Origin of the sequence: Massilia sp. 9096 (assembly GCF_000745265.1) — a bacterium.
In the GTDB taxonomy this organism is placed as follows: Bacteria; Pseudomonadota; Gammaproteobacteria; order Burkholderiales; family Burkholderiaceae_D; genus Telluria.
On record NZ_JQNN01000001.1, the window covers coordinates 4,940,668 to 4,966,952 of the forward strand.

A 26,285-nucleotide genomic window follows, 5' to 3' on the forward strand; every position below is an offset into this window, starting at 1 on the left:
GAGCGTTCGGCGTACCCGGCGGGATCGGTGCGCCGAGGACGCTGAGCGCGGCTCAGGATTTGTCGGCCCTGGAGCGCGGCGTGCGCGCCTTGCCGTTGCCGGCTGCGCCGCCGTCGGCGCTCGCATCGGCGCCGGGGTTGGGGGCGGCGTTCGAGCCCGGGCTTGAGCCCGTGTTCGAGCCGGTATTCGGGCCGGCATTCGAACCGGCATTCGAACCAGCCCCAGCGCCGGGCGCGGCTGGCGCGGCATTCGCTTCCGGCGCAGGCGGCGCCGGTGGTGCGGACGCCGCGGCGCCCGGTGCCGCCGAGCTCATCGCCGAGGTCACGGCCTGCGTGAATTGCTCCTGCAACATATTCCACCAAGCAACGGCGGCCGGCATGCCCATCGCGGCAGCGCCGCCCGCAGCGGTGGCGCCGGCATCCGAACCGGCCGGGGCCGCGGCGCCGGGCTGGGCGCTGCCTGCGCCGGCCGGGGCTGACGATGCCGCTGCAGGGGCGGGCGCGGCCGGCTTGCCGCCTGCGGACGGGCTCGGTGGCGTGAAGAAGGCCGCGAACGGCATGGCGGCCATCTTGTCGGTGCCGATGCCGGACTGGCGCATCGCGTCCGCCATCGACGCGCTCATCGACTTGAGGGCGGCCAGCGTGCCGCGCTGCACTTCCAACGCCTGGATCGTGCCGCGCAGCATGGTGACGTTCATGTTGAGCCAGGACTCGACCGCCTTCAGGTCGGCGATGCGTTTGTCCAGCTCGTCGGTGGAAAGCGGGGGCGTGGCCAGGCCGGACATGCCCGGCATGCCGACGCCCGGGATGTTCATCGATCCCCACAGGTTCTTGACGAAGTCCAGCGTATCCGTCATCCCGGGAATGGTAGGGGCAGGTGGTTTCAGCATGGTCGTCTCCTTGGAAGATCGTTCTTATAGCACGCTTTAGCGTAACAGATAAATAACATCGCGCAAAAGTGCGTACATGTGTATTACACCATCGGGCGGGCGGAGCGGATACACTAGGCAGATGAGTCATGCTTTTGACCGCGCCAGGCGCCCCGGCGCTTTCCGTTCCCGCCGCCGGCAGATCGTGCTCGGGGCGGTCACGGTCCTGCTTCACCTGGTCGTCTTCGACTGGTTCAGCGGCGAGCTCGGCGTGCCGCAGCACGAATCCGTGCGCGCCGAACAGCCGATGCAAGCCGAACTGATCAGCGACACGCCGCAGCCGGCGCCGGCCACCCAGCCGCCGCCGCAGCCCAAGCTCGACCTGCCGCCCTTGCCCGACTTCGATCCCGAGCCGGTGGCCGTGGCCGAGCCGCCGCCGCCGAAACCGCAGCTGGCGCAGCCCGCGCCTGCCGCGCCGGGCGACGCCAACGGTGCGCCCGGCGATGCCGGTGCGCAAGTGGCCGGCCAGTCCGGCGAGGCCGGCGCCGGCGCCGATTCATCGGGGCAGGCAGGCGCGGGCGCACCCGCGGGCGCGCCCGCGCAGGCATCGAACGGCGCAGCCCCGGCCGAGCCGGCGGCATCCGCCAAGCCCGCATCTGACGCACATCCCGAGGTGCGCCACTACAAGGTCGACCCGCCGCCTTCGAGCGAGATCACGATGGACGTCGCGCGGGTCGACGCCAACGGCACGCGCTGGAGCGGCGAGGAATCGCTGGCCTGGCAGTTCGGTCCGGCGGCAGCCTACCGGATCCAGCTCGAAGCCGGCATCAGCGTGGTGTTCACGCGCATCAACCTGCTGACCGTCACCAGCGAAGGCACGGTCGGCGAGGACGGTTTCAATCCGAACCTGATGACCGAAAAGCGGCGCGGGCGCGCGCTGACCGCGACCCACTTCAACCGCGCCGACGGCACGATGACGTTTTCAAGCTCGCAGGCGAAATACCCGCTCACCGCCGGCGCACAGGACAAAGCCAGCGTGACCCTGCAACTGGTGGCGATCGCGCGCGCCGATCCGAAGCAATTGTCAGGCAATATCGACATCTTTGTCGGCGAAGACCGCGACGCGAGCGTTTTCAGCTTCACGGTGGCCGGCCAGGAACAGATCGACACCCCGATGGGGCGTATCGCGACCTGGCACCTGGTGCGTCCGCCCAAGCCGGGCTCGTACAATTCGCGCCTGGACCTGTGGCTGGCGCCGTCCTATGGCTGGCTGCCGGTGCAGATCCGCAACCTGGAAGCCAGCGGGGCGGTCACGACGCAAACCGCACGTAAAATCGAAAAGAAAGAAGCAGGAAATTCATGAAGACAGTATTCAGATTGGCGGCCGGGCTGGTCCTGGCCGCAGCGATGGGCGCGGCGGCAAGCGCGGCGCTGGCCTCGGCGATGAACCTGGCGGCCATCGACGCGCCGGCGGCCGAAGACAAAGCCGCCGACCGCCCGGTCGAGCATCCCTCGATCAAGCGGCCGTTCGACCTGCCGCCCTCGGCCGACCTGACCTATTCGATCAGCGCGCGCCAGCGCGGCTTCAGCCTGAACGGCGACGCCCTGCTGGTCTGGCGCGCGGGCGAGGGCAAGTATTCGGTCAGCGCGGAATCGCACGTCGCCATGCTCGGCAAGCTGACCGAGAACCGCAGCAGCGGCAGCGTCGACGCCTACGGCCTGGCGCCCTTCGAATACTACGACAAGCGCTTCCGCAAGGACCCGACCACCACCACCTTCGACCGCGACGACAAGACCATCAGCTTCAGCGACGGCAAGCAGAGCTACCCGATCAAGGGCGGCGAGCAGGACCGCGTCTCGATCTCCTGGCAACTGGCGGCGATCGCGCGCGCGGCCGGCGCCAAATTCAAGCCGGGCTCGGACTGGGAGTTCTTCGTGGTCGGCCCGCGCGACGCCGACCCCTGGACCTTCCGCGTGGTCGGCCGCGAAAAAGTGCAGGCCGGCGCCGCGATCGGCACGGTCGACGCCATCCACGTGCTGCGCGAGCCGCCGCCGGGTTCGAAGGACCAGACCCTCGACGTGTGGCTGGCGCCGTCGCAGGAGTGGTATCCGGTCAAGCTGCGCTTCACCGACAACGACCGCGACTACGTCGAGCAGACGCTGGAGCGCGTCACGCGCAAATAAGGTTGCGGACGTTCAATCCTGCCATGCGCGCACGTAGTCCGGGGCGGGCAAGCTGCAGGCCGGGTCGGGCTGCGGCGCGGGGCGCGACTGGGTGAGCGGCAGCACGCCGGCCCAGACGGCCAGTGGCAGGTCTTCCTCGTCGTCCTTCGGGCCGCCGGTACGCACCTTGCACGCCGCTTCATGCAGCGCGATGCGCATCACCGTCGTCGCCGCGTACTCCTGCTCGTTGCCCGGCCTGACGTCGGCCTGGCGACCCGGCAGCAGGTGCTCCATCAAGGCTTCCAGCGCCGCCCGCTTGCCGGCGTCGGTCACGGTTTCGAAGCGGCCGTAGATCATCGCGCTGCGGTAATTCATCGAATGGTTGAAGGCGGAGCGCGCCAGCACCAGGCCGTCCACGTGGGTGATCGTCACGCAGCATTCCTGTTCGGCCAGGCGCTTGAGCATGCGGCTGCCGTTCGAGCCATGAATGTACAGGTGGCCGCCGCTGCGCCAGCAGGCGGTCGGGATGTTGTGGACGCCGTGTTCGTCATCGAAGGCGATGTGGCAGATGTAGGCGGCATCGACGATGGCGTGCAGCAGGGCGGTGTCGTAGGACGCGCGCTGTACGCCGCGCTTGACTTGGGTGCGGACGGAGGGGGCGGTATTCATGGCCTTGGCGTGGTTGGTTGAAGCACAACTATAATGCCGCTCTGGCCCTGGAAAAAGATCCACGGGGCGTCAATTTGATGGAGCCACGATGGATTACGCGCTGTTGCTCGACGGTTTCGAACGTGCGCATGGCGGCGCCGGCTGGCCGCGCCAGCGCCTGCTGCACGAATGCCTGCGTGCGGCGATCCGCGACGGCACGCTCGCCGCCGGTACGCGCCTGGCGGCGACACGCGCACTGGCGCAGGAACTGGGCATCGCCCGCAACACCGTGCTGTACGCCTATGAGCAGCTGGCCTGCGAAGGCTATCTGCTGCCGGACCGGCGCGGTACCGTGGTCGCCGACGTCGCGCCCGGCCCCCTGCGCGTAAAGGCTCCGCCGCCGCAGGCCGGCCTGGCGCGCCGCGCCCAGGGCTTGCGCACGCTGCACAACGCGGCGCTGGACGGTGCGCCGTTCGCGCCCGGCGTGCCGGACCTGCACGGCTTTCCGCTGGCACAATGGCGCCGCAGGCTGGAGCGCGCCTGGCGCGGTTTGGCGCCGGCACAGCTGAACTATGGCGATCCGGCCGGCGAGCCGGCGCTGCGCGCGGCCATCGCGGACCACCTGCGCGCCTCGCGCGGCGTGGTGTGCGACGCCAGCCAGGTCTTCGTCACCGACGGCACCCAGGGCAGCCTCGACCTGTGCGCGCGCGCCTGCGCGGACGAGGGTGACACCGTGTGGATCGAGACGCCGGGCTATGGCGGCGCGCTGGCGGCGTTCCGTGGCGCCGGCTTGACGATCGAGGGCATCGAGGTCGACGGCGAGGGCCTGGCCCCGAGCGCCGCCGACTGGCGCGCGCGTACGCCCAAGCTGATCTACACCACGCCGTCGCACCAGTACCCGGTCGGCGTGGTAATGTCGCTGGCGCGGCGCTTGTCCCTGATCGAGGGCGCGCGCGCAGCCGGCGCCCTCATCGTCGAGGACGATTACGACAGCGAGTTCCGCCACGAAGGCCCGCCGCTGGCGGCCATGCAGGGCCTGGCGCCGGATGCCCCGGTGCTGTATTGCGGCACCTTCAGCAAGACGATGTTCCCGGGCCTGCGCATCGGTTTTCTGGTCGTGCCGCCGGCGCTGGCGCCGCAGCTGGCAAGCATGCGCGCCCAGTCCTCGGCCGCCGGCCGCACCGCCGAGCAGCTGGCGCTGGCCGAGTTCCTGCGCAGCGGCGAGTTCGCGCGCCACCTGCGCCGCATGCGCCGCCTGTACCGCCAGCGCCGCGACGCACTGGTCGAATCGCTCGAGCGCCACCTGGGCAGTCGCGCCGAAGTGCACGGCGCATCGGCCGGCATGCACCTGGCGCTGCAGCTGACGGATGCGCGCCTGATTGATGTGGCGATCGCGCGTGACGCGCGCGCGCAAGGCATCGTCGTGAACGCGTTGTCGGCCCACGCGATGCCGGGCAGGGTGCCATCGGCGACGCGCTGGAATGGCCTGATGCTGGGCTATGCGCAGGTGCCGGCCGAGCAGATCGACGGCCTGGTCAGGCGGCTGGCCGGCGTGGTGGATCGGGCCGACCCGGAACCGCCGGACAGCTAGCCCGACGAACGCTTACTCGCCCGGATCGTTTGGCGAGTCGTTTTCCCAGTGCAGCGTCATTTCCTTGGCGCCGGCGCCGATCTTGACGGTGCGCTTGAACGTCTTGCCTTCGGCCGCGGCGCTGATGCGGTAGGTGCCCGGCGGCAGCTTGGCGAAGAACATCGGACCGCTGTTCGGCACGCTCAGCAGGTTGGCGCCCTTGGCGTCCATGATGTCGAGCTGGACGTCGGAGCGGAAGGCGCCGCTCTGGTTGGTGGCGAAGGTCAGCTGCAGGTTGTAGTCGGCGCGCGTGGCGCGCATCGCGCTCTGTTCTTCCTGGCCGACGCCGCCGTTGACGTAGGCGATGCCGTTCTGCTGGTGCTGCGACAACGCGCCCGGCGCAGGGGCGGCGTTCTGGGCGGCGTTTTGGGCCGCATCTTGGGCAGAAGCGGTGAGGGCCGACAGGCCGATGGCGGCAGCCAGGATTGTGCGGGCAAATAATTGTTGCATCGTCATCCTCCGTGGTATGAAAGTCAACATGCTCATTATCACCTGCTCAGCAGGAACAGCGCGCGCGCCTGCCGCGATGCTGCCGGGCGTGCTTATAAAAAAGGCAAGTCAAGCACAGTCTTGAATCCGTTGCATATTCGCCAGATGTGAAACCCCGGCCGCCTTTCCTTATTAGTTGCCTAGTCCTAACTGTTATACTGGCGCCCCCGCGCTGGCTTTGTACGTCCCGCGCGCGATCCGCGAACTGGTAACTCTGACAATGATCGACAACCTGGCAGCTGCCGCCGCCGACCTCCCCCTGGCGCAAGACGACTTCGACCCGCTGCAGGCCCACTTCCAAGAGGGCGTGGCGCCGGACGAGATCGAGCAGGTGTATCACCTCAAGCGCGCGCAGCCGATGCTGCAAGCCTTCACGGCGCTGTTCCACGGCCCGCAGGATGGCGTCATCGTGCGCCTGCTGGTGCTGCGCGAACTGGCTTCGGACACGGCCGACTCGGCGTTTTCGCGCGCCGACATCAACACCAAGTTCGCCTACCTGATCCCGGAAAGCCTTGAGACGGTGCTGGGCCGCCTGCGTTCGCACGGCCTGCTGGCCTGGGACAACCCGGCGGCCGTCTACCGCATCACGCCGATGGCGCGCAACGTGCTGGCCGCGCTCGACACGCTGCTGGCGCTGGCCAAGCCCGAGGAAGACGAGGCCGAGATGGGCTTCCTGCTGTCCCAGGTGGCCGGCGCCCAGGCGGTCGGCGGCGTCACCGTCGACCAGCTGCGGCACCTGCTGGGCCGCCTGGTCGAGCTGCACGAGGAGTTCCGCGACGCGATCGCCTCCGGCTCCGAATTCCGCCTGCGCGCCTCGCAGGCCAAGTGGCACATGGCCTGCGACTGGGTCGAGAAGGGCTCGCAGATCCTGCGCGCGATCACCTCGAGCGAGCAGGCCGACGCCGCCACCCACAAGGCCGCGCAGGCGATCGGCCGCGCCCAGTCGTCGCTGCTGAACATGCAGGGCATGTTCTCGCGCGCGCTGAACCAGATCGAACGCCAGCGCGTGCACCTGGGCCAGTCCGGCCTGTCGACCACCGACATCAAGCGCTGGCTGCTGGCGCACGACGACCTGGCCAGCCTGGCCGAAGGCGCGATCGAGCGTCCGGTGCTGCCGCTGTTCATCACGCCGGCCGAGATGATCGACGTCGCCGAGACCGAGCTGTTGACGGAACGCCCGGTCTACACCGGCCCGACCGGCCTGCCGAGCGGCCAGGATGCGCCGACCACGATCAACGACAACCCGGCGATGCAGGCCGAGCTGGACGACTGGATCCAGCGCCTGGCCGACTTCGCCAACCTCGACAACTTCCCGGTCATGGCCGAAGGTGCACCGAAGAGCGTGCCGATCGAGGAATCGCTGCTGCCGGCCACCTTCGCAATCGCGTCCTACCGCGCTTCCCTGCTGCCGCTGCTGGGCGATCCGGCCGAGGCCAGTCTGCAGGGCCCGACCGCGGCACTGGCGCGCCTGCCGGTACGCTTCGCGTCCGAGGACGAGATGATCGAGCTGGACGACCCGCACATCGCCGCGATGTCGCGCGCGACCCTCTCACTGAATTTGGATTTGGACAGTACTAAAGATGAATGACGACGCACAGATCCTGATTGCGCGCCTGCTCACGCACCAGACCCTGCGCCGCGACGACAAGATGGTCAAGCGCGCGCTGTCCGACGACACCTTCCGCGCCGAAGTCGACAAGCGCCTGCTCGAGACCGGCCTGAAGCTGATCGACAACGTGTACGCCGACCACGTCACGCTGGCCCTGCACCGCAACGTCGAGCCGAAGATCTTCGGCGCCAAGGACGTCTGGCAGAACAACAACTTCGGCCTCACGCGCGACGGCGTGGCGCTGCTGGTGGTGCTGTGGGCGCAGATCATCCTGCCCAAGCGCCAGCGCCAGGAAACCCACCAGGCGGTCAACGACGAGCAATCCGACATGTTCGACAAGGACAATCCGATCCTGCGCGCCGAAGACGCCTCGACCGGCATCTCGTACACCGCGCTGCTGGCCGACTTCGGCGAGAAGCTGGGCAAGAAGACGCGCATGGACATGAACCTGGGCCAGCTCTCCAAGCTCGGCTTCATCGAACGGCGCGGCGACGTGATCCTGGAAGGCCCGCTGCTCGACCTGCTGATGGACACCGACCTGCTCAAGGAGCGCATCATCAACGGCGCGCTCGCCGACGTGTTCAAGCGCGCGCCGCTGTCGGTGGCGCGCCGCGTCGCCAGCGATGCGGCAGCCGCCGCCGCCAACGATTCCGGGTCCGTCGTCGCCGACACTGTCGCGGCAGCTGCCGACAGCACCGACCCCCAAGCCTGAGACGCACCGCATGTTCCACATTAAATCTCTCGAACTCGTCCACTGGGATTACTGGCAGCGGATCAAGAACATCCCGCTCGACGCCAAGATCATCACCATCGCCGGCCAGAACGGCTCGGGCAAGACGACGCTGCTCGACGCGCTGCGCACGCTGTTCGGCCTGGACTGCTCGATGGGCCGCACCTATAAACACTACGCGCGCCACTCGGGCCAGCAGAGCGCCTGGATCCGCGCCGTGGTCGACAACAAGCCGGCCGGGCGCCAGCTCTCGAACCGTCCATTCCGCCACTCGGGTTTCTTTTCCGACGACGAAGTGACGCTGTTCTGCCAGGTGCAAAAGAACGGCGGCGACTGGAAGCGCCAGTACCTGATGCGGCCGGGGAACGTCGATATCGAGGAAGTGACGGAAGCCACCGACTGGCTCGGCGTCGAGAATTACCGCAAGCGCCTGGCTTCGGCCGGCCTGTCGCCGGCGATGTCGAAGGTGCTGGCGCTGGAGCAGGGCGAGACCGATAAACTGTGCGAGTACGCGCCGCGCCAGCTGCTGGACCTGGTGTTCCAGGTATTCGGCGACAAGGAAGTGCTGGACGCCTACGACGAAGCCAAGCGCCACCAGCGCGACACCGAGGCCGAGCTGAAGCGCTTCGAGGCCGAGCTGGAAGCGTCGCGCACCAATCTCGAAGGCCTGCGCCTGCGCGTGGCCAACTACCACCAGTACGAAGACCTGAGCAAGGAAAAGCGCACGCTGGTCGAGGAAGTGCTGCCCAGCCTCGAATACCACGAGGCGCGCGAAAAGGCCGCCAACACCAGCCGCGCGCTGCGCGAAGCGAAGAAGCCGCTGCTCCAGGCCGACGGCCAGCTGGCCGAAAAGCGCAACGCGCTGGCGGCCCAGCAGCGCGCGCTGACCGAGGCGCAACAGCAGGAAGTCAAGCTGGAACAGGAAGGCAACGAGCTGGCGTCGCGCCTCAGCCAGGTCAACGCCAAGCTCAAGCCGCTGGAAAGCCTGCTCGAGCAAAGGGACCGCCTGCACAAGCTGTCTGCGGACGCCGGCGCCGACATCGCCGAAGTCGCGCTGCAGCTGGAAGCCAAGGAAGCGGAGCTGGCCAAGAAGAAGGCCGAGCGCGAGAACCTGAGCGCGCGCATCATGGGCGAGCGCGCGACGATCTCGGCGCTGCAGGGCAAGAGCTCGATGCCGGAACCGGAAGCGCAGCGCATGATGCGCCGCGCGCTGAACGATGCCGGCATCGCGCACGCCATGCTGTCGGACATCGTCGAAGTGACCGATCCGAAGTGGCAGGGCGCGGTCGAGGGCGTGCTGGGCGGTTACGCCTCGGTGGTGCTGCTCGAACGCGCCAAGGATGCGCCGGCGGCTTACAAACTGGCGGAGAAGGAGCGCTATCGCCACTTCATCGTGCCCGATTGCGTCGATGCGCCGGTGGTCAAGGACGACACGCTGCTGTCGGTCGTGCGCTTTTCGAGTCCGGCCCCTGGCTGGCTGATCGACCAGCTCGAGCGCATCGAGCGCGTCGAGTCGGTCGACGCCGGCTTCAAGTCCGACACCGACGAGTGGATCACGCCGGACGCGTATCACCGCGAACGCCGCGGCGGCCGCTCGCTGTTCGTCGAACCGTCGCGCTACCGCTTTGGCGCGGCCGGTAAAACCCAGCGCCTGGAAGCGATCAGCAAGGCGCTGCCCAAGCTGGAAGCGCAGGAAGACACGCTGACGCTGGCGATCAGCAAGCTGGCCAGCGAAGTCTCGGCACTGCGCGTGCGCATCGCCGGCGTCGACGCGGCCAAGGAGCTGTCGGCGCGCCAGGCCGAGTTCGACGAAGCCACGCGCGCGCTGGAACCGCTGAAGGCCGAGCGCCTGCAGGTGGGTGCGCGCCTGGGCGAGCTGCAGGTCCTGACCAAGAACGCGACCGTCACGCGTACGCGCGCGGACACGGTCTGGCAGAACGCGCGCATGGCGCTGTCCGAAGCCGAAGCCGGCATGCGCCTGAACAACCGCCGCCAGCTCGACCAGCGCAGCGAGCATGCGCGCATGCTGCTCGAGCTGCGCCGCAGCTGGCGCCACGTGCCCAAGTCGTGGCGCAATCCGCAGCAGCGCGCCAGCCTGGTGGCGACGCACCAGAACACGCACCAGGTCAAGCTGCGCGTGGCCTCGCTCGACCATGCGCTCGGACGCGCCGACTGGGAACTCGATCCGACCGTGATCGACCAGTACGCGCGTCTGAACGACCAGCTGGCCAGCCGCGGCGAGGAGACCGACGAGCGGCGCTACCAGAACAACCGCGCGATCGAAGCGACGGCGAATGCGCGCGGCGCCTACATCGAGCGCCTGCGCTACACCATCAAGACCTATTCGAAGAACATTAGGGAGCTGGGCGAACTGGCCAACATCGAGGTCAACGTCGACCCGGTGCGCCTGGAAAACGACGACCTGCAGCTGGCCCAGGCCGGCCTGCACGTGCGTTTCAAGTTCGACGGCAAGGGCCAGATCGGCATGAACGACGGCGAGGCCTCGGGCGGCCAGCAGGTGATGAAGTCGCTGGTCTTGCTCATCGGCCTGCTCAAGTCGGAAGAGGGCTCGGGCGGCTTCGTGTTCATCGACGAACCGTTCGCCCACCTGGACATCCGCAACATCCAGCTGGTCGGCGAGTTCCTCAAAAATACCGACGCCCAGTACCTGATGACGACGCCGCTGACGCACAACACCGACGTCTACGACCCGTCCGACCTGACGCTCATCACCAGCAAGAAGAAGAAGGACGTGCAGTGGGCCCAGCCGATCTTCGTGCTGCAGCGGCGGAAGGAAGGCGACAAGGTGGAGGCGAAGGCGGCGTAATTCTTCACGCACGCGCTTGGCCCTGCGCCTGCGCGCGCATGCATGTGAAAAGCCGAACGGCCGGTGTTCCACGAACGCCGGCCGTTTTGTTTTTGGCGGTGCGCGCAGGTTGCCGAAAACCTTATGAAACCGGTTTCATCACTGCGGTATGATCTTCCCGAGCGCATGCCCACATGCGCCGACACCCGAAGGAGACAGCAGTTTGAAGACGACCCCGATGACCCCGCCGCTGCGCGCGATCGCCGCAGCGGCCTTTACTGTGGCGCTGTGCACGAGCCTGACAGCCACCGCGCAGGCGCCCGCCAAGCCGGCCGATGCGCCCGCCGCCCCCATCGACACCAGCCACGCCCCGTTCCGCGACACCCACCTGGCCGCGCAGGCGCGCATCGCCAACATCCTGTCGCTGATGACGCCGGACGAAAAGATCGCCGCGCTGTCGACCGATTCCGGCGTGCCGCGCCTGGGCATTCCGAGCTTCGGCGGCACCGAGGGCATCCACGGCGTGGTGCGGCGCGGCGACCAGGAATTCCAGAAGGAGCGCATCACCACCACCCAGTTCCCGCAGCCGCCCGGCATGGGCGCGAGCTGGGACCCGGCCCTGGTCAAGCAGGCCGGCGCGGTCCAATCGACCGAAGCGCGCTACATCACGCAAAGCGCCAGGTACGCGGGGCAGGCGCCGATCCTGATGCAATGGGGCCCGCAGGCCGACCTGGCGCGCGATCCGCGCTGGGGCCGCAGCGAAGAGGTGTACAGCGAAGACCCGTTCCTGGCTGGGACCATGGTCACCGCCTTCGCGCAAGGCATCCAGGGCGACGACCCGACCTACTGGCGCGGCGCCGCGCTGATGAAGCACTTCCTCGCCAACAGCAACGAGAACGGACGCGGCAACTCGACCTCGGACTTCGACGACCGGCTGTTCTGGGAATACTATTCGGTGCCGTTCCGCATGGGCTTCCAGGATGGCGGCGCGCGCGGCGTGATGGCGTCCTACAACGCCTGGAACGGCACGCCGATGGGCGTGCACCCGATCCTCAACAGCCTGGTCATCGGGCAGTGGGACGCGGACGTCGTCTCGAGCGATGGCGGCGCGATCGGCAACCTGGTCAAACTGTATCAACGCTATCCGACCCAGAAGGAAGCGGCGGTGGCGGCGCTCAAGGCCGGCATCAACCAGTACCTCGACACCTACAAGGACGAGCTCAAGGCCGCACTCCAGGACGGCTCGATCACGGAATCCGACCTGGACACCGCACTGGCGCGCAAGTTCAAGGTCACGCTCAAGCTCGGCCTGGTGGACCCGCCGCAGGGCAACCGCTATGCGGCCATCAAGGACGGTCCCGAGCCCTGGCAGGGCGCCGAGCACAAGGCGGTGTCGATGCACATGGCGCTCGAGTCGATCGTGCTGATGAAGAACGACCGCCACGCGCTGCCCTTGTCCAGGACCGGTATCAAGAGCATCGCCGTGATCGGCCCGCAGGCCGACAGCGTGCACTGGGACTGGTATGGCGGCATCCCGCCGTACAAGGTGACGGCGCTGGACGGCATCAAGGCGGCGCTGGGTTCGAACGTCAAGGTCAACTACGCGTTTGACAACGCCGGCGGCGCGGCGGTGCAGGCGGCGCGCGCGTCCGACGTCGCCGTGGTCCTGGTCGGCAACGACCCGACCTGCGGCCCCAACATGGCGCACGAGTGGTCGGCGGACGGCACCAAGCCCTGCGCCGATCCGGGCGATGGCCGCGAAGGGCGCGACCGCGCGACGCTGGCGCTCGCCCAGGAAGCACTGGTGAAACAGGTGTTGGCGGCGAACCCGCGCACGGTGATGGTGCTGGTGTCGAGCTTCCCGTACACGATCAACTGGTCGAAGCAGCATGTGCCGGCGATCCTGCAGATGGCGCATGCGTCGCAGGACCAGGGCGCCGCGCTGGCCCAGGTGCTGTTCGGCGACTACAACCCGGGCGGCAAGCTGGTCGAGACCTGGCCGGCGTCGGAAGCCCAGCTGCCGCCGATGCTCGACTACGACATCCGTCACGGCCGCACCTACATGTACTTCAAGGCCACGCCGCTGTTCCCGTTCGGGCACGGCCTGAGCTACACCAGCTTCAGTTACGCCAACCTGCGCACCGACCGTGCATTGCTGGCATCGGCAGCCACGGCGGATGTGCAGGTCGACGTGCGCAATACCGGCAAGACCGGCGGCGACAGCGTGGTGCAGCTGTACGCGGCGTGGCCGAAGTCGAAGGTGGCGCGGCCCAGGCAGATGCTGGTCGGCTTCCAGCGCGTCCATCTGCAGCCGGGCGAGCGCCGCACCGTGCACATCGCGCTGCCGGCCAGCCGGCTGGCCTACTGGAACGAGAAGACCGGCGCGTTCGAGGTCGAAGCGGCGCCGGTCAAGCTGATGGTCGGCGAGTCGTCGAGCGACATCAAGCTGAGCCGTGCGCTCGACGTGCGCTGATCAGCCGACAAGGGCTTTCAACAGGTAGGCGGTATCGCGCCGCAGGATCGACTCGTTGAAGCCCAACTGCACCTTGCCCTCGCTGATCTTGCCGAGCCGGACGTTGGCCTGCTGCAGGCGCGCCTCCAGTCCGGCCAGGCGCTGCGGCGCGATCTCCAGCATGGCGAGATTGCTGCCGTTGGCGATGCGGCGCACCTTGAAGCCGGGCGTGCGTTCCAGCGCGGCCAGCAGGCGCTCGCCGGCGGCGCGCACGTCGGCGAAGCGCTGCTCGGCGGCCTCCAGCGCATCGAGCGCCGGCAGCGCGGCCTGCCAGCCATGGTAGATCGTGCCCCCGAAGATGTGGCGCAGCGCGCGCGCCTTGGCCATCAGCGACTTCGGCCCGGACAGCACAGCGCCGAACGGCGCGCCCAGGTATTTGTAGAGCGAGACGTAGACCGTGTCGAACGGTTCGCAGTAAGCCTTGACGCTGAAGCCCGGCATCCCGCTCATCAGGAGCAGACGGGCGCCGTCCAGGTGCATCGGGATGCCCTTCGCGCGCGCGCTGCGCGCGATCGCCGCGACCAGGGCCGGCGGCAAGGCTTCGCCGTCGGCGCGCCGCACCGGGCTCTCCAGCGCGATGGCGCCGACCTTGATCGGGTAGGGGCCGACTTCGGCGCGCTCGATCGCGGCGTCGACTTCCTCGAGCGTGGGCGCGGCGCGGCCGGGCGCCAGCGGCACCAGGTTGATGCCGGACAGCGTGGTGACGGTGTCGGATTCGTCGCGGTAGACGTGGCTTTCCTGCTGCACCAGCGCATGGCGCGCCTCGCCGCACAGGATGCGGATGGCGAGGTGGTTGGCCAGTGTCCCGGTCGGCATGAAGACCGTGTCTTCCTTGCCCAGCAGCACCAGGGTGTCGAGGTCGACCGGCGCCTGGGTCTGCGGCGATGAGGATGGCGGCGCGCCGTACTGCGCCTGCGCGGGCGGGCTGACCTGCGCCACCGTCAAACCCAGCGAAGCAATCGGTACGGCTCCCAGAAAACGGCGGCGGTTCAGTGTCATGCGCTCCTCATCGGTTGAAAATTAAACTTTCTCGACTTCCTTGCGCTTGCGCTGGCGCCAGCGCATCAGCGCGGCCGAGAAGCTGCCGAAATAGGCGGCGCACAGGCCCACGCAGAACATCGTCAGCGGGCTGTCGGAAAAGCGCGGGTTGGGCTGGTTGCTGCCGTGGTTCAGGTAGATCTCGATGCCGAGGTAGATCACGCGCGCCACCAGCAGCATCGCGACCAGCGTGCCCATGCGCGCCGGCGGCGTGAAGAAGTAGCCTTCAGGCGTGTCTTCGAAGCGGGTGCGGCGCAGGGCGTAGCTGCCCAGCGCGATGCCGGCCAGCGCACCCGCGGCCAGCGCGGCCAGCGAGAACGGACGGTCGAACAGTTCGGTGAGCGGCACCAGCAGCAGGGCGCCGAACACCAGCAGGCCGGTGTAATGGCGCGACACGATCGAGCGCTGGCGCGTCATCTGGCTTTGCACGCGCTGGTAGACGCGCCAGACCAGGAAGGGAACGAGGATGATGAGGGCGAGGGTGGTGAGACTCATGAGGGGTGAGGCTGCAGAGGGTTGGGCTGATTACGCGGGAACGGGGTCGGGCGCGCTGCGCTTGCGCCAGGCCAGCAGGCCGTACGCGAACAAAATATAGTAACCGGCGACGATGCCGAAGGTGAGCAGGGTCAGCGGGCTGGCGATGTAGTCGCTGCTGCCGCCCGGCACCATGAACATCTGGTAGCCGCGCCAGGCCATGCGGCCCAGGAACAGGAGCGCCACCACCATCCCGATCGGCGCGTGCGGGGTGAAATAGAACTCGTCGCCGCCGACGTGCTCGAAGCGCGCCTTGCCGATCGCGGTACGGCCCAGCACGGCGCCCAGCGGCAGCCCGACCGCCAGGCCGGCCAGTGCGATCGGATTGGTGCGCAGCGCCAGCGCGGCCAGCGCCAGCACCAGCAGCGGGAAGAACGCCAGCGTGGTGCGGTGGCGCCAGGTCTTGGAGCGCTGGCGCGTGGTCAGCCGCTTGACGCGGCTGTAACCCCGCCACAGCACCAGCGGAATCAGGATCAAGGCGACGACGGCATGGGGCATGGAGTGCATGACGAGTCCTTTCTGTCGAATCCGCCATTGTAATGCAGGCGGACGTCGCCCAAACAAGGATGATGGTAATGTTTTGGTATCAACCGCAGGAGTCCCCGACATGATGTTTTTTCCCATCCAAGCCCACCGCGCGCCCGACCCGGCGCCGCTCGACGAACCGCCCGCCGACCCGTTCGAAGGCACCGATCCGCACCAGCCGCCGATCCGCACGCCGCTCAACGACGAACCGGTGCACGACCCGAAGCCGAGCATGTTCGGCGCGCGTGTTCGCCAAGTGCGCGCTCGCGTGCTGCACTGAAGCCGATTTCGCCGTGCTACCCGTCGCGCATTGGCGGCCTGCGAACCCGGGCCTAGTATTTGGTCAATGGTCTCATGAGGACGTTTTCTAAATATGCGGAGGGGTGACCATGAAGCGCAATGCTGTCGCGTTGCGATTTCTCGGAGTGTGCTGCGTGGTGCTGTGCTTGATCACGGGACGGGCTGCAGCCGCCGAGCCCGCGGGACCGGCCGGGCAGGCGCTCACGCAAGAGGTCAAGGGCGGGGTACTGGCCGGCACGCTGATGCTGCCCGCCGCGACCGGCAAGATGCCGGTGGCGCTGATCATCGCCGGTTCCGGGCCGACCGACCGCGACGGCAACTCCACCGTGCCGGGGTTTCGTAGCGACAGCCTGAAGTTGCTGGCGGCGGCGCTGGCGCAACAGGGCATCGCCTCGCTGCGCTACGACAAGCGCGGCATCGGCGCCAGCCGCGCGGCGATGCCGAGCGAGTCGGCGCTGCGCTTCGACGATTACGTCGACGATGCCGCGCGCTGGCTCGCCACGCTGAAGGCCGACCCGCGCTTTTCCAACGTGGTGGTGATCGGCCACAGCGAAGGCGCGCTGATCGGCATGCTCGCCGCCGCCAATGCGGGCGCCGACGGCTTCGTGTCGCTGGCCGGCATCGCCGATGGGTTCGCTGTCGTGCTGCGCAAGCAACTGGCCGGCAAGATGGCGCCGGCGCAGCTGGCCGAAAGCGAGCGCATCCTGACCGCCCTCGAACATGGAGCGACGGTGGCCGACGTGCCGCCCGGCTTGGCGATGCTGTTCCGGCCGAGCGTACAGCCATATCTGATATCGGTGATGAAATACGCGCCCGCCGAGCGCTTCGCCACGCTGCGCATACCGGCACTGATCGTGCAAGGAGAGACCGACGTCCAGGTCGGCGTCGACCAGGCTGTCAAGCTCAAGGCGGCCAAGCCGGACGCCTTGCTGGTGACGATCCCCGGCATGAACCACGCGCTCAAGGCGGCGACGTCCGACATCGCACAGCAGAAGGCCGCCTACGGCGACCCGGCCCTCCCGCTGCACCCGCAGCTGGCCCCGGCCATCGTCGGCTTCGTCCGCAGCCTCAAGCAGGCAAACTGAAGCGCGCCAGCCGCGAGGCGGCGGGATCGGCGCTTGCAGGCCCCTTCTTGCCGCACAGGATGGAGCGGGTAGGCGTCATCGGATGACTTCCGGCAGGGCCGCGACCAGCGCACGCACTTTATCGGCGTCCGTCTCGGTGGCCGGGTTGTAGACGATCATGGACAGTTCGGGGCGGCCGTCGACCGCGAACGACGCATACGCCAGCGCGAGCAGGCCGGCGACCGGGTGGCGCAGCTGCTTGACGCCTTCGCCGAAGGCGCGCACCTCCTGGTCTTCCTGCCAGAAGGCGTCGAATTCAGGACTGCGCGCGCGCAGTTCGCGGATCAGGCCGCCGGCGTTGGCGCTCAGGCCGGCGCGTGCGGCGTCGGCGCGGAACACCGACACCACCAGGCGCGCCACGCTCTCCCAGTCGGGCTGGGCGGCGCGGCTGTGCGGATCGAGGAAGATGCGGCGCAGGATGTTGCGCTGTTCGGGCTGGGCCTCGTCGTAGCCGAACACGGCGGCCGCGGCGCGGTTCCAGGCGACCAGGTCCCAGGTCAGCGTCTTGACGAAGGCCGGCGTGGCCGGCATGGCGTCGAGCACGCGCTGCAGGTTGGGTGAGACCGCGGCGCCGGCCTGGTAGCGCGGCTCGGGCGGGCGGCCCAGGCCGAGCAGGAACAGGTGTTCGCGCTCGACCTCGGTCAGCATCAGCGCGCGCGCGATGCGCTCGAGCACCTCGGACGAGGGCGCGCCGCCGCGGCCCTGCTCGAGCCAGGTGTACCAGGTCGCGCTGATGTGGGCGCGCTGGGCGACCTCTTCGCGCCGCAGGCCCGGCGTGCGCCGGCGCGGGCCGGCGTAGCCGAGCGCCGCCGCGTCGAGCCGGGCGCGCCGGTCCTTCAGGTAGCTGCCGAGCGGATTGTCGTCGCGGACCGCTGCGTCCATAGCCTGTTACTCCCCATACCCGTATAAGCCCACTACTTTACCCCGATGAGGCCATGCGCGAAAGTGGACCTGTCATCAATCACAGGAGGTCATCATGCGGGTATTCGTTACGGGAGCAAACGGTTGGGTCGGCTCAAGCGTGGTCAAGGAATTGCTGGGCGCAGGCCATACGGTGACGGGGATGGTGCGATCCAGTGCCGGCGCGGCCACCGTCGAAGCGGCCGGCGCCGCCGTCGTGTGCGCCGACCTGGACGACTTGGTGGCCATGCGCCGCGCGGCCGGCGCCGCCGACGGCGTGATCCACACCGCCTTCAACCACGACTTTTCCAACTTCGCCAAGGGTTGCGAGCAGGACCGCCGCGCCATCGAGGCGCTCGGCAGCGCGCTCAAGGGCACCACCAAGCCGCTGGTGGTGACGTCCGGCCTGGCGCTGCTGGCGTCGGGCCGTCCGGCGCTTGAATCCGATCGTCCGCCGGCGCCCGGTCCGCACTACCCGCGCGCATCGGAAGCGGCCGCCGACGCCCTGGTCGCGCTGGGCGTGCACGCCTCGGTCGTGCGCCTGGCGCCGTCGGTACATGGGACCGGCGATCACGGCTTCGTGCCGATGCTGATCAACTTGGCGAAAGAGAAGGGATCTGCCGCCTATATCGGCGAGGGCGCCAACCGCTGGGCCGGCGTGCACCGGCTGGACGCGGCGCGCCTGTTCCGCCTGGCGCTGGAACATGGAGGCATCGGCGAGCGCTGGCATGCGGTGCAGGACGAAGGCGTGCCGCTGCGCGACATCGCCGCCGTGATCGCGCGCCGGCTGGAGGTGCCGCTGGCGCCGCTCACGCCGGAGCAGGCGCAAGACCACTTCGGCTGGATGGCGCCGTTCGCCGGCATCGAGATGGCCGCCTCGAGCGCGCGCACGCGCGAGGCGCTGGGCTGGGCGCCGCGCGAGCGCACCCTGCTCGAGGACATCGAGCAGGGCGGCTACTTCTGAAGTTGAAAGCTTAGTCGAACGCCCAGGAGTACAGCACGTCCAGCGCCGTGTTGGTGCCGGTTTGCAGCTGCAGCGTGATCTTCTGGGTCAGCTTGTAGCGCAGGCGCACGGCGCTGCTGGCGGTGCCTGCGCCCTGCTCGAAGCTGATGTACAGGCGCGAGGAGATACGCTTGCCGACCGTGACCACGGTGCTCTCCAGGCCGCTGGCCTGGCCGCTGCCGGCGCCCGCCGCCTGGCGCACACCGAGTTCGTCCACGCCGAGCTTGTTGGCGATCTTGCTGGTGATGCCGCCGGTGCCGCCTTTGCCGCCGAGCAGGGCGCCGGCCGCGGCGCTCAGCACGTCGGCTTCGCTGCCGGTCGCGGTCTGCATGCCGTGGCCGAGCACCAGCCAGGACAGCTTGTCGCTGTCGGACACGCTCGGCGTCGACACCAGGCGCGCGTTCGGCGACAGCGCGGTGCCGCGCACCTGCACGCCGGCTTCGACGTTGTTCTCGCTGATCGTGGTGCCGTCGGGCACCGCGCGCACCGCCAGGATGTCGAGCGCCGGGTTGTCGTAAGGGCCGCTGAAGGTGACGACACCGCGCTCGATGGTCAGCTTCTGGCCGTAGGCCGCGTAGGTGCCGTTGGTGGTGTGGATGCTGCCGTTCACGCGCGGCGGATCGTCGCCGACCATGCGCACGCGCACGCTGCCTTCCAGATAGGTGTCGGCGCCCATGCCGCGCAGGTGGAAGTTGTCGCCGAGGTCGGCCGTCAGGTCGACCGTGAGCGGCACCTTGGCCGGCTTCTTGGGTGGCGGCGCGCTCTGGCCGCGGCCCAGCACGACCACGTCCTCGGAGATGGTCGGGCGGTCCTGCGGCGCCAGCTCGACCAGCGCGCGGTCGGCCTTGAAGTTGCCTTCGACGTTGAAGCGGGTGGCGTCGCGCACCACGCTGGCCTGGCCGCTGACGATCACGGTGCGGTCCGGGCGCGACAGCGCTTCGAGCTTGTTGGCGACCAGCTTCAGGTTCATGGTCGCCTCGCCGCCGGCGAAGCGCAGGTTGCCGTCGACGCTGGCGCTGCCGCTCTTGCCCTCGAACGCGAGGCGCTGCAGCTGCAGCTGGTCGCCGGCCAGTACCGCGCGCAGCTGGCCGTTGCGCAGGCTCAGGCCCTGGTCGGGCCAGCGCACGGCGAGGGCGTCGCCGTTGACGGTGCCGTTCAGGGTGGGCGCGCCGATCGTGCCGGCGCCGCTCACCGCCAGCGCCAGCGCGCCGTCCAGCTCCAGGCCGGGCTGGCCGAGCAGCGGCGCCACCCAGGCCAGCGAGCCGAGGTTGGCGTTTGCCGTCAATCGCAGCGGGCTGTCGTTGTCGATGCGGCCGTGGATCATCTGCGCGGTGGCGTCGGCCTTGGCCGAGCCGATGCGCGCGCCGTCGATCGCCAGCTGGCCGCGCAGGGCGCCGCCGACCACGTCCGCGCGCATGTCCAGCGTGCGCAGGCCGAGCACCACCGGCACCGTCTGGCCGGCGATCAGGTCGCCCTTTTCGCGGAACACGTGGACGTTGCCGTTCAGCGCCGGCGTGGCGCCGGCGGCAGTCGGCATCGTCATGTCGAGCGCCCACTGCGCGCCCAGGGTCATGTCGCCGCGCAGGTTCTCGCGCACCGCCTCCGAAGCTTGCGCCAGGTAGCCGACCGGGACGCCGGTGGCGCTGCCGCGCGTGTTCCAGCGCGGCCCGATCTTGGCCAGCGATTCGACCGTGATCGCGCCGGCCGGCAGGCGGACGGTGGCGCCATTGAAGGCGATCTGCTCGGGCTTGGCCAGGCCGGCGATGCCGCTGCCGGGCGCACCGGCGATGCGCAGCGGCGTCGGCGCCGCCAGCGACAGCGCGAAGCGGCCGCGGTTCTGCAGGCTGTCGATGCTGCCGTTCCAGGCGTTGGCGGAGAGGGAGCCGTGCACCGCCAGCGAGGCGTCGAAGCCGTCGCCGCGCGCCGCCGCATTGATCGTGTGGGCGCCGCGCGTGCCGGTCGAGGTCAGGCGCGCAAAGGCGATGCGGGTGCCGCTGGTATCGGCCGTGGCCGCGTCGGCGCCGGTGGTGGCGCGCGGCACGCTGGCGTAGTCGGTGACCTGCACGTCGAGCGCGAACGGGTCGGCGGCGCCGCGGCCCGCGCCCAGGTTGGCGGTGGCGCGCAGGCCGCGGATCGATTGCGTGCCCATCGCGCGGATGTTCTGGCCTTCGAGCGAGGCGGTCAGCGACGGCGTGTCCATCGTGCCGGACAGCGTGCCCGAACCGCGCAACGAACCGGCGAAATCGGGACCGAGCGCGCCCAGCTGCGGCGCGTCGATGCGCCAGTTGAGCGTGTCGCGCCCGCTGCCGAAGGCGCCGCGTGCGGCTACCACGTTGCCGCCCAGGTGCAGGTCGATGTCGGCATTCGACACGTGGCGCTTGTCCGCGCTGAGCTTGGCGTAGCCCGACAGCGGCGAATTCGACAGCGTCGACTGCGCCAGCGTCAGGTTGACCGAGCCACCCATGTCGGCGCCGCTGTGGCCGCTGGCGTCGAAACTGCCGTTGATGCTGCCCGCGAACGGCGAGCCGAAGGCGGCCGGGTTCAGGCGCTGCATGCTGCCGCTGGCCTTGACTTCGGCGACACGGGCGTCGGCCTTGCCGCCCAGCCAGGCTTCACCGCTGGCGTGCAGGTTGCCGTTGTTGTTCTTGCGCTGGGCCGGCACCCAGCCCAGGCCGTTGGCGTCGACCGTGAAGCTGGTGCGCGGCGCCTGCATCGTGCCGCTGACGACGCCGTTGGCGGCCAGTGCGCCGTACAGGTCGCCGCGCAGCGCGTTCAGCTGGCGTCCATCCAGGTTCCAGGCCAGCTTCTCGCCCGGTGCACCGAAGGCGCCGCGCAGGCCGACCGTGTTCTGGCCCAGGCCCAGCGTGGCGTTGACGTCGTGCACGTGCACGCCTCCGGGCGCGCCCGCGTCGGCCACCAGCTTGCCCTGGCCGGACAAGGGCTGGTCGAACAGCCGGCTCGGGCGCAGCGCGAAGTCGGCCGCGACCTGCCATTGCGGGGCGAGGGCGCCGGACGCGTTGATCTCGGCGTTGATGTCGGCCTTGGGGAAGTCGCCGAAGGCAGCGGGGTCGAGGCGGCTGGCCACCGCGTTGACCTTGAACGGCTTCTTGTCGGCCAGGTTGGCGCTGCCGCTCAAGCGCACGCTGCCGCTGCCGGCGGTCAGCTGGGCCTGTTGCAGCGTGAGCACGTTCTTGGCCAACGTGGCGTCGGCGGCCAGGCGCAGGCCGGCGTCGCGCAGGTCGACGTTGAGGGTTTGCGTATCCTCGGTGTTGGCCACGCGCAGGCTGCCGGCGATCGCGGTCTGCTTCATGCTGCCGTAGATCTGGTGCAGGTCGAAGCGATCGGTCTTGAGCGCGAACTGCGCGGTGCCGAGGCCTTGTTCGTCCGGGCCGCGCTGGACCGAGCCGCTGCCGGTGAAACTGCCGGCGCCGCCCATGTCGAGCAGCACGTCGCTGATCTGCATCGACGACAAGGACCCGCCGAGCTTGCCGCGCATCGCGCGCAGCGGCAGGCGCTGCTGGTCGATCGTGCCTTGCGGGCCGTCGTTGGTCAGGTCGACCGAGCCGGCGATGCTCTTGTTGGCGCCGATCTGCGCCGACACCGCCAGGTTCAGGTCGGCGGTCGGCAGCGACGGGTTGAAAAAGCCCGGGTCGATGTTCTGCGCGTTGAGCGTGAACGACTGCAGCGGGATGTCGGCGAACGGCGACATCACGATGCGCGCCTTGCCCTGCGCGCGCGCGGCCTGGCCGCTGGCGTCGACGATGGTGTTCTGCAGGTCGCCGCCGGCGTGCACCTTCAGCTGCGCGCCGATGTTGCCCGGGCCCTTGGCGCCGGGGGCCTGGCTCAGGCTGGCGTCGGCATTGAGCTTGTAGGGCAGGGCGTTGTCGATCGTGCCGTTGGCGGCCAGCTGGCCCCAGGGCGTGCTGGCGCTGGCGTAGTCGAGCTTCCAGCGGGTCTTGTCGCCGTGCAGCTGCGCGCGCACGGCGTCGATCTCGGTGGTGGGCGGGGCGCCGTTGATTTGACTGGTGGTGCGGTCGACCAGCAGCACCTTGCCGACGCGCGCATCCTCGACGGCGACCTGGAACGGCGGCGCCAGGCGCTTGGGCATCGGCGTCTTTTCGTCGGTTTTCTTGAGCGTCTCGACCTGCAGCACGCGCGCGTACAGCTGGTCGATCTCGATGCCGCGCGACAGGTATTGCCAGGGCTTCCAGTCGATGTCGATGTCGTCCGCGGTCATGACCGAGGTGTCGCTGCGGAACACGACGTGGGCGATGTGCATGTGGCCGTACAGCGAACCGGACACGCCCGACAGCGTGAGCTTGCCGCCGCTGGCGTTGGCGGCGCGCTGGGCGATCATCTGCAGCGTGGTTTCGCGCCCCCCGTACCAGACCACGCCGCCGACGACGATGGCGAAGATGCCCACGCCGATCGCGACGCGGCGTGGCCAGCGGCGCTTGGGCGGCTGCGTCTGTGGCGCCTGGTCGGTCGGCGGGGTGGCGTTATCGGTGGTATCCATACAATCAGAAGGTAAATCCAAGCGAGAAGTGCAGGCGCACCTTGTGCACCGCCTTGCCGTAGGCGACGTCGACGTTGATCGGGCCGACCGGGCTGCGCCAGCGCGCGCCCACGCCGTAGCCGACCTTCGGTTTCAGGTCGGAGAAGTTGTCGGCGGCGTTGCCGACGTCGTAGAACACGGCCGCGCCCCAGGGCGGCTTGAAGAAATAGTCGTACTCGGCGCTGGCGGTGAACAGGTAGCGCGCGCCGGTGATGGCGCTGCCGACCGGGATGCCGAGCTCCTGGTAGCCGTAGCCGCGCACCGAGCCGTCGCCGCCGGCGCGGAACAGGAAGGTCGACGGCACGCCGGCCTTGTCCTTGGACAGCACCGCGCCGAACTCGCCGCGCGTGATCAGGGTGCCGTTGTCGCCCAGCGGGTAGTAGTCCAGCGCGCGCGTGTAGGTGCGCAGGAAGCGTTCGTCGGTCAGGATCGGCAGGACGGCGACGCCGAGCTGGGTGTTGACGATGTAGCCCTGGTTCGGTTGCACCAGGCTGTCCAGGTGGCGCTTGGTGATCGAGAACGTCAGCGGCACGCTTTTGACGCGCGTGAACGGCAGGTTGTCGATCGCGACCTGTTCGGTCAGCGCCTGCAGCGTCAGGCTGCGCTCGAGCAGCGGCGAGCCCCAGGCGCGGGTGGCGTCGATGCTGGTGGTGCGCGTGACCTGGCCTTCGGCGTCGAGACGCTGGTAGCCGGCGCCGACGCTGTTGCGGTAGCCGTTGGAGGTGACCGGCCAGTAAAAATCGGTGCGCAGGGTCTGCTGCTTCTGCTCGTAGATCAGGTTGCTCTTCATGCGCTTGCCGAAGACGTTCAGGTCGTCGTACGAGGCTTGCGCGCGTGCACCCAGGTTGGTCGAGTAGCCGACGCCGACCGACACGTTCTTGCGCTTGTTTTCGGTCACCCGCACCAGCACCGGCAGCGTGCTCGGGCCGCCCTGGGCCGCGGCGGTCTGGGCGGGAGCCTGGCCCTGGGCGCTGGCCTGGTTCAGGTTGGCGACCTGCTGGTCGAGCACCGGCGCCATGTCGGCGCTGACTTCGACGCTGGCGAAGTAGCCGGTCTCCTGCAGCCGGCCCTGCAGCGCCTGCAGCGCGGCTTCGCTGTACTCGTCGCCGGGCTTGATCTGGTTGAGGTTGTTGATGATGCTGGCCGGGTAGCGCTGCAGGCCCTGGATCTCGAGGCCGCCGAAGTGCATGTCCGGGCCGCTGTCGATCACGACCTTCAGGCGGGCGCGCCGGGTTTCCGGATCGACCGTGGCATTGGAATCGGCCAGCTCCGCGCGCGGGAAACGCGATTGCGTCACCTGGCGCAGCAGGCCGCGCTTGGCGGCTTCCCAATCGGCAGTGCGGAAGCGCGTGCCGGCCGGCAGCGTCCAGCGGTTGCGCAGCGAAGCGGTGTCGAACGGGTTGTCGCCCTGCTTGAACGGCGCGAAGCCGCGCAGCTCGATGTCGACGTCGCCCACCACGGTCGGCTCGCCGGGATCGACCTCGACCACCGCCACCGGCGTGGCGCCCGTCATGTCCAGGCGTGCGTTGACCTTGGGCGAGTAATAGCCCTCGGTGGCGACCAGGGTCTTGACCTCGTTGGGCGCGGTGCGCACCAGGCGCCGCAGCTGTTCCAGGTCGACGTTGGCGTTGCCGCGCCAGCGCATCAGGTCGAGGTTGTTTTCCAACAGCTCGCGCAGCGCGCGCGGGGACTCGATGCGCACGGTGTAGCGCACCGTGCGTACCTGGTCCAGCGCCTGCGCATTGGCGGCGGCCTGCGCTTCGGCCTGGGTGACCGGCTGGGTGGGCGGGCGCTGCTGCGGCTGCTGGGGATCTTGCGGCTGCTGCGGCTGCGGTTGCGGTTCTTGCGGCGCCGGCGCTGGCGCTTGTTGCGCTGGAGCTGTTGCCATTTGGGCAGCCACGACCGGCGCGAGGCATAGCGCGTTCACGCCCAGCACGATTTGTGCCAAAATTCGTGGTCGCGCCGGCGCCATCGCCGTGAGCTGGTCGGGTCGTACAAGCAAAACTTACTCCAATTCGTCAATATGCCGGCCACATCTTAACTTATTGTTAAAAGGGGTGGCGGACGGTTTAATTCAGGAAAATCAACATGCAACAAGCGGATTCCGCACTGGTATTGTTCAGCGGCGGCCAAGACTCCACCACCTGCCTGGCCTGGGCGCTGCAGCGCTACGTGCGCGTGGAAACCATCGGCTTCGACTACGGCCAGCGCCATGCGATCGAACTCGAGGTGCGTCCGACCGTGCTGGCCAAGATGCGCGCGCTGTCGCCCGGCTGGGATGGGCGCCTCGGCGAAGACCACCTGATCGACCTGTCGCTGATTTCCCGTATCTCGGACACGGCGCTGACCAGCAACGTCGAGATCGCGATGCAGGAAAATGGCTTGCCGAACACGTTCGTGCCGGGCCGCAACTTGATGTTCATGACGGTAGCCGCCACCGTCGCCTACCGCCGCGGCTTGAACGTGCTGGTCGGCGGCATGTGCGAGACCGACTTCTCCGGCTACCCGGATTGCCGCGACGACACCATGAAGGCGCTGCAGGTCGCGCTCAACCTCGGCATGGCGACGCGCCTGAAGGTCGAGACCCCGCTGATGTGGATCGACAAGAAGCAGACCTGGGAGCTGGCGGAGCAGTGCGGCGGCACGGCGCTGGTCGACCTGATCCGCTTCGACACCCACACCTGCTACCTGGGCGAGCGCGGCGCGGCCCACCCATGGGGCCACGGCTGCGGCACCTGCCCGGCCTGCGCCTTGCGCGCGCGCGGGTACGCGCAATACGTGCAGGCGCATGCATGAAATTCGTGACTTGCGCGCGCCTTACGACCATGGCGCGGCGGCGCGCAAGGTGATC

General features: G+C 68.9%; 20 protein-coding genes. 11 read left to right on the forward strand and 9 right to left on the reverse strand.

All coding sequences use genetic code 11. From position 1 onward, the window contains the following. Positions 1-52 precede the first annotated feature (52 nt). Positions 53-889, reverse strand: coding sequence for a PhaM family polyhydroxyalkanoate granule multifunctional regulatory protein (locus tag FA90_RS27015; RefSeq protein ID WP_197065336.1), 837 nt, complete (start codon positions 887-889; stop codon positions 53-55). Between the two features lie 121 nt (positions 890-1,010). Here FA90_RS27015 and FA90_RS21480 point away from each other — a divergent pair, with 121 nt between their 5' ends. Together FA90_RS21480 and FA90_RS21485 are read left to right on the forward strand one after the other, a co-directional pair. Continuing rightward, complete coding sequence (locus FA90_RS21480) at positions 1,011-2,231, forward strand: DUF3108 domain-containing protein (RefSeq protein ID WP_051971982.1); 1,221 nt, start codon at positions 1,011-1,013, stop codon at positions 2,229-2,231. After that, positions 2,228-3,052: a DUF3108 domain-containing protein gene (locus FA90_RS21485; protein WP_239700882.1), complete on the forward strand. Its 825-nt coding sequence runs from the start codon at positions 2,228-2,230 to the stop codon at positions 3,050-3,052. The genes FA90_RS21480 and FA90_RS21485 overlap by 4 nt, the downstream gene beginning before the upstream one ends. Before the next feature lie 12 nt (positions 3,053-3,064). Here FA90_RS21485 and FA90_RS21490 read toward each other — a convergent pair whose 3' ends face one another. Then, entirely contained in the window at positions 3,065-3,700 is a 636-nt protein-coding gene (locus FA90_RS21490; RefSeq protein WP_036172432.1) for a pyridoxamine 5'-phosphate oxidase family protein, read from the reverse strand. An 88-nt stretch (positions 3,701-3,788) separates the two neighbouring features. On the opposite strand from FA90_RS21490, the gene FA90_RS21495 reads away from it, so the two are divergent. Further along, the gene (locus FA90_RS21495; protein WP_036172434.1) at positions 3,789-5,270 is read left to right on the forward strand and encodes a PLP-dependent aminotransferase family protein; all 1,482 of its coding nucleotides are present in this window, start codon (positions 3,789-3,791) and stop codon (positions 5,268-5,270) included. Between the two features lie 12 nt (positions 5,271-5,282). Here the strand turns inward: FA90_RS21495 and FA90_RS25235 are convergent, their stop codons facing one another. Continuing rightward, positions 5,283-5,759 (reverse strand): hypothetical protein, encoded by a 477-nt coding sequence (locus tag FA90_RS25235; RefSeq protein WP_156116797.1) that lies wholly within the window; start codon positions 5,757-5,759, stop codon positions 5,283-5,285. 259 nt (positions 5,760-6,018) lie between these two features. Between FA90_RS25235 and FA90_RS21505 the strand changes: the two genes are divergently transcribed. The 4 genes from FA90_RS21505 to FA90_RS21520 all read left to right on the forward strand — a co-directional run bounded on the left by FA90_RS21505 (position 6,019) and on the right by FA90_RS21520 (position 13,416). Beyond that, complete coding sequence (locus FA90_RS21505; protein ID WP_036172436.1) at positions 6,019-7,386, forward strand: hypothetical protein; 1,368 nt, start codon at positions 6,019-6,021, stop codon at positions 7,384-7,386. Further along, the gene (locus FA90_RS21510; protein ID WP_036172438.1) at positions 7,379-8,119 is read left to right on the forward strand and encodes a hypothetical protein; all 741 of its coding nucleotides are present in this window, start codon (positions 7,379-7,381) and stop codon (positions 8,117-8,119) included. Before FA90_RS21505 ends, FA90_RS21510 begins: the two co-directional genes overlap by 8 nt. 10 nt (positions 8,120-8,129) lie before the next feature. After that, complete coding sequence (locus FA90_RS21515) at positions 8,130-10,964, forward strand: ATP-binding protein (protein ID WP_036172440.1); 2,835 nt, start codon at positions 8,130-8,132, stop codon at positions 10,962-10,964. Positions 10,965-11,166: 202 nt separating this feature from the next. Continuing rightward, positions 11,167-13,416 carry a glycoside hydrolase family 3 C-terminal domain-containing protein gene (locus FA90_RS21520; protein WP_239700885.1) on the forward strand — a complete coding sequence of 750 codons (2,250 nt, stop codon included), beginning with the start codon at positions 11,167-11,169 and terminating at the stop codon, positions 13,414-13,416. On the opposite strand, the gene FA90_RS21525 is transcribed toward FA90_RS21520, so the two are convergent. Genes FA90_RS21525 through FA90_RS21535 form a run of 3 tightly spaced genes read right to left on the reverse strand, consistent with a single transcriptional unit; the run spans position 13,417 to position 15,534 of the window. Further along, the gene (locus FA90_RS21525; protein ID WP_081933978.1) at positions 13,417-14,454 is read right to left on the reverse strand and encodes a low specificity L-threonine aldolase; all 1,038 of its coding nucleotides are present in this window, start codon (positions 14,452-14,454) and stop codon (positions 13,417-13,419) included. Between the two features lie 21 nt (positions 14,455-14,475). After that, positions 14,476-14,988 (reverse strand): hypothetical protein, encoded by a 513-nt coding sequence (locus tag FA90_RS21530; RefSeq protein ID WP_036172442.1) that lies wholly within the window; start codon positions 14,986-14,988, stop codon positions 14,476-14,478. Between the two features lie 30 nt (positions 14,989-15,018). Then, positions 15,019-15,534: a hypothetical protein gene (locus tag FA90_RS21535; protein WP_156116798.1), complete on the reverse strand. Its 516-nt coding sequence runs from the start codon at positions 15,532-15,534 to the stop codon at positions 15,019-15,021. Positions 15,535-15,634: 100 nt separating this feature from the next. Between FA90_RS21535 and FA90_RS21540 the strand changes: the two genes are divergently transcribed. Together FA90_RS21540 and FA90_RS21545 are read left to right on the forward strand one after the other, a co-directional pair. Beyond that, on the forward strand, positions 15,635-15,832 hold the full coding sequence (locus tag FA90_RS21540) for a hypothetical protein (protein WP_051971985.1): 198 nt from the start codon (positions 15,635-15,637) through the stop codon (positions 15,830-15,832). Between the two features lie 109 nt (positions 15,833-15,941). Beyond that, the gene (locus tag FA90_RS21545) at positions 15,942-16,937 is read left to right on the forward strand and encodes an alpha/beta hydrolase (RefSeq protein WP_051971986.1); all 996 of its coding nucleotides are present in this window, start codon (positions 15,942-15,944) and stop codon (positions 16,935-16,937) included. A gap of 75 nt (positions 16,938-17,012) precedes the next feature. Here FA90_RS21545 and FA90_RS21550 read toward each other — a convergent pair whose 3' ends face one another. After that, positions 17,013-17,858 (reverse strand): helix-turn-helix transcriptional regulator, encoded by an 846-nt coding sequence (locus tag FA90_RS21550; protein WP_036172450.1) that lies wholly within the window; start codon positions 17,856-17,858, stop codon positions 17,013-17,015. Positions 17,859-17,952: 94 nt separating this feature from the next. On the opposite strand from FA90_RS21550, the gene FA90_RS21555 reads away from it, so the two are divergent. Beyond that, positions 17,953-18,840, forward strand: a complete 888-nt coding sequence (locus tag FA90_RS21555; protein WP_036172452.1) for an SDR family oxidoreductase — start codon at positions 17,953-17,955, stop codon at positions 18,838-18,840. A gap of 10 nt (positions 18,841-18,850) precedes the next feature. On the opposite strand, the gene FA90_RS21560 is transcribed toward FA90_RS21555, so the two are convergent. Next, positions 18,851-23,395: a translocation/assembly module TamB domain-containing protein gene (locus tag FA90_RS21560; protein ID WP_036172454.1), complete on the reverse strand. Its 4,545-nt coding sequence runs from the start codon at positions 23,393-23,395 to the stop codon at positions 18,851-18,853. Positions 23,396-23,399: 4 nt separating this feature from the next. Beyond that, complete coding sequence (locus FA90_RS21565; protein WP_036172456.1) at positions 23,400-25,322, reverse strand: autotransporter assembly complex family protein; 1,923 nt, start codon at positions 25,320-25,322, stop codon at positions 23,400-23,402. A 200-nt stretch (positions 25,323-25,522) separates the two neighbouring features. Between FA90_RS21565 and queC the strand changes: the two genes are divergently transcribed. Further along, entirely contained in the window at positions 25,523-26,230 is a 708-nt protein-coding gene (gene queC, locus FA90_RS21570; protein WP_036172458.1) for a 7-cyano-7-deazaguanine synthase QueC, read from the forward strand. Positions 26,231-26,285: the final 55 nt, after the last annotated feature.

Excerpts from the sequence above, each read along its gene's own strand:
- FA90_RS21550 (WP_036172450.1), bottom strand. The coding sequence starts at position 17,858 with ATGGACGCAGCGGTCCGCGACGACAATCCGCTCGGCAGCTACCTGAAG.
- FA90_RS27015 (WP_197065336.1), bottom strand. The coding sequence starts at position 889 with ATGCTGAAACCACCTGCCCCTACCATTCCCGGGATGACGGATACGCTG.
- FA90_RS25235 (WP_156116797.1), bottom strand. The coding sequence starts at position 5,759 with ATGCAACAATTATTTGCCCGCACAATCCTGGCTGCCGCCATCGGCCTG.
- FA90_RS21535 (WP_156116798.1), bottom strand. The coding sequence starts at position 15,534 with ATGCACTCCATGCCCCATGCCGTCGTCGCCTTGATCCTGATTCCGCTG.
- FA90_RS21495 (WP_036172434.1), top strand. The coding sequence starts at position 3,789 with ATGGATTACGCGCTGTTGCTCGACGGTTTCGAACGTGCGCATGGCGGC.
- FA90_RS21545 (WP_051971986.1), top strand. The coding sequence starts at position 15,942 with ATGAAGCGCAATGCTGTCGCGTTGCGATTTCTCGGAGTGTGCTGCGTG.
- FA90_RS21565 (WP_036172456.1), bottom strand. The coding sequence starts at position 25,322 with ATGGCAACAGCTCCAGCGCAACAAGCGCCAGCGCCGGCGCCGCAAGAA.
- FA90_RS21530 (WP_036172442.1), bottom strand. The coding sequence starts at position 14,988 with ATGAGTCTCACCACCCTCGCCCTCATCATCCTCGTTCCCTTCCTGGTC.
- FA90_RS21505 (WP_036172436.1), top strand. The coding sequence starts at position 6,019 with ATGATCGACAACCTGGCAGCTGCCGCCGCCGACCTCCCCCTGGCGCAA.
- FA90_RS21555 (WP_036172452.1), top strand. The coding sequence starts at position 17,953 with ATGCGGGTATTCGTTACGGGAGCAAACGGTTGGGTCGGCTCAAGCGTG.
- FA90_RS21515 (WP_036172440.1), top strand. The coding sequence starts at position 8,130 with ATGTTCCACATTAAATCTCTCGAACTCGTCCACTGGGATTACTGGCAG.
- FA90_RS21480 (WP_051971982.1), top strand. The coding sequence starts at position 1,011 with ATGAGTCATGCTTTTGACCGCGCCAGGCGCCCCGGCGCTTTCCGTTCC.
- queC (WP_036172458.1), top strand. The coding sequence starts at position 25,523 with ATGCAACAAGCGGATTCCGCACTGGTATTGTTCAGCGGCGGCCAAGAC.
- FA90_RS21490 (WP_036172432.1), bottom strand. The coding sequence starts at position 3,700 with ATGAATACCGCCCCCTCCGTCCGCACCCAAGTCAAGCGCGGCGTACAG.
- FA90_RS21525 (WP_081933978.1), bottom strand. The coding sequence starts at position 14,454 with ATGACACTGAACCGCCGCCGTTTTCTGGGAGCCGTACCGATTGCTTCG.
- FA90_RS21510 (WP_036172438.1), top strand. The coding sequence starts at position 7,379 with ATGAATGACGACGCACAGATCCTGATTGCGCGCCTGCTCACGCACCAG.
- FA90_RS21540 (WP_051971985.1), top strand. The coding sequence starts at position 15,635 with ATGATGTTTTTTCCCATCCAAGCCCACCGCGCGCCCGACCCGGCGCCG.
- FA90_RS21485 (WP_239700882.1), top strand. The coding sequence starts at position 2,228 with ATGAAGACAGTATTCAGATTGGCGGCCGGGCTGGTCCTGGCCGCAGCG.
- FA90_RS21560 (WP_036172454.1), bottom strand. The coding sequence starts at position 23,395 with ATGGATACCACCGATAACGCCACCCCGCCGACCGACCAGGCGCCACAG.